The organism is Paenibacillus antarcticus, from assembly GCF_001637225.1.
Taxonomy (GTDB): domain Bacteria; phylum Bacillota; class Bacilli; order Paenibacillales; family Paenibacillaceae; genus Paenibacillus_AQ; species Paenibacillus_AQ antarcticus.
The window spans coordinates 1-1642 of sequence record NZ_LVJI01000046.1 but is presented as its reverse complement, the minus strand read 5'-3'; the positions used below and the strand labels follow the sequence as shown (position 1 = coordinate 1642).

1 protein-coding gene and 1 pseudogene are annotated in these 1642 nt (G+C 39.6%); both read right to left on the bottom strand.

The window, feature by feature from the left end:
* Positions 1 to 778, bottom strand: a 778-nt coding sequence (locus tag PBAT_RS24965) for a collagen-like repeat preface domain-containing protein (RefSeq protein ID WP_211267846.1), incomplete at its 3' end; no start/stop codon positions are given.
* A 381-nt stretch (positions 779 to 1159) separates the two neighbouring features.
* A pseudogene (locus tag PBAT_RS25825) lies at positions 1160 to 1642 on the bottom strand (exosporium protein); the annotation flags it as partial.

The window sequence follows — 1642 nt, the reverse complement described above, 5'->3', positions numbered from 1 at the left end:
CTGCTGTTACGCCAGTAACTCCCGTGGCTCCTGTAGCTCCCAATGCTCCTGCTACTCCTGTTACGCCAGTAACTCCTGTGGCTCCCGTGGCTCCCGTAGCACCAGTGGCTCCCGTTACTCCCGTTTCACCTGTTGCTCCTGTAGCTCCCGTGGCTCCTGTAGCACCTGTAGCTCCTGTTACGCCAGTAACTCCAGTATTTCCCGTGGCTCCCAATGCTCCTGTTACTCCTGTTACGCCAGTAACTCCTGTAGCTCCTGTAACTCCTATTGCGCCAGTAACTCCAGTGGCACCTGTGGCACCTGTAGCTCCAGTAACTCCAGTAACTCCAGTAGCACCAGTGGCACCAGTGGCACCAGTGGCACCAGTGGCTCCTGTTACCCCCGTAGCACCTGTTGTACCTTTAATCAATAACCCAAGAGCTAATGAGATAGATACCTGAACACTTCTGATTTGGATAACCAATTTATCCTTACAACAAGGATCTATATCCGAAACAAGAACAAATGCCAATAAATCTGCCAACATTTGTTGCAGATTGGTTCCCACACTTATTACTGAGAAAGGGATTACCTCAGTTGATACTATAGTTAATTCCAAACTTGATTGAAGTTCAACTCTATCAGGATCACATAAATTTGATTTTTTTAAGTACTTCATTAATTCTCTCAATACTTTTTGCAGATTTAAAACATGAAGTATTGTAGGTGAAGTGAGTGCTGGAGGAACTACTTTAGTAAGTCCAATTACTATTTTCAAAAAAGCTATGCAATTCTTCATTCTAGTATGTCTATAATCGGTCATTTGTCTCTATATCCTCCTTATTTCTTTCTTCCTTAATTCTTATGAAAACTTAAATAATCTAATCTATAGGTGTTATCACACTATTCTAATGAGGGATAAAAGGTTCAAAGAACCCCAAAAAAATAATTGTGTATATTGAATAATTTTATTTATAATAAACAGAATACGAGTTCAACAACTCTAAGCAAGATGATTCGATAGAAATCCACAGAATAGTACTAGAGTCGTGACTTTTAATCTGCGTTTAATCATGGGTTCATTTAAACTAAAAAAAGACTACCTTCTCTATATAAAATGTACCCTATAGAATAGACACTTTAAAAAAAGTCTAATTTATAGAGTACATTTTATTAACTTTTACTGAACCTGAATAATCGAAACAGAACCATCTGCAAATGTGGTTGTTGCCGACCCATTATAAAGAAAATCCATTGTGATTGCATTTGAGGTGGCATCAGCTAAGAATGTTCCCGATACGCTTACATTTGCATCTAAAGTTCCAGTAACTGATCTACCTGAAAAACGACTCTGAAATACGGTATTAAATCTTGGTGTAACCGTAACGTTTCCAACTACAGAACTAGTTGCTCTGAACGTATACGAGACCAAATAAACGTGCCCTGATGCTAGTACAAAGGTTGTACTTGATGGATGCAAAATGTTAGTACCATTAATGAATGAGGTTGTATACGAAATTGCTGTCCCATTTACTACAGATCCTACACTGACATTAAATAGACCATTTTGTATTGTAGCTGTTGCACCAGTAGCTCCAGTAGCACCAGTAACCCCAGTAGCACCAGTAGCACCAGTTGCACCAGTAACGCCAGTAACTCCAGT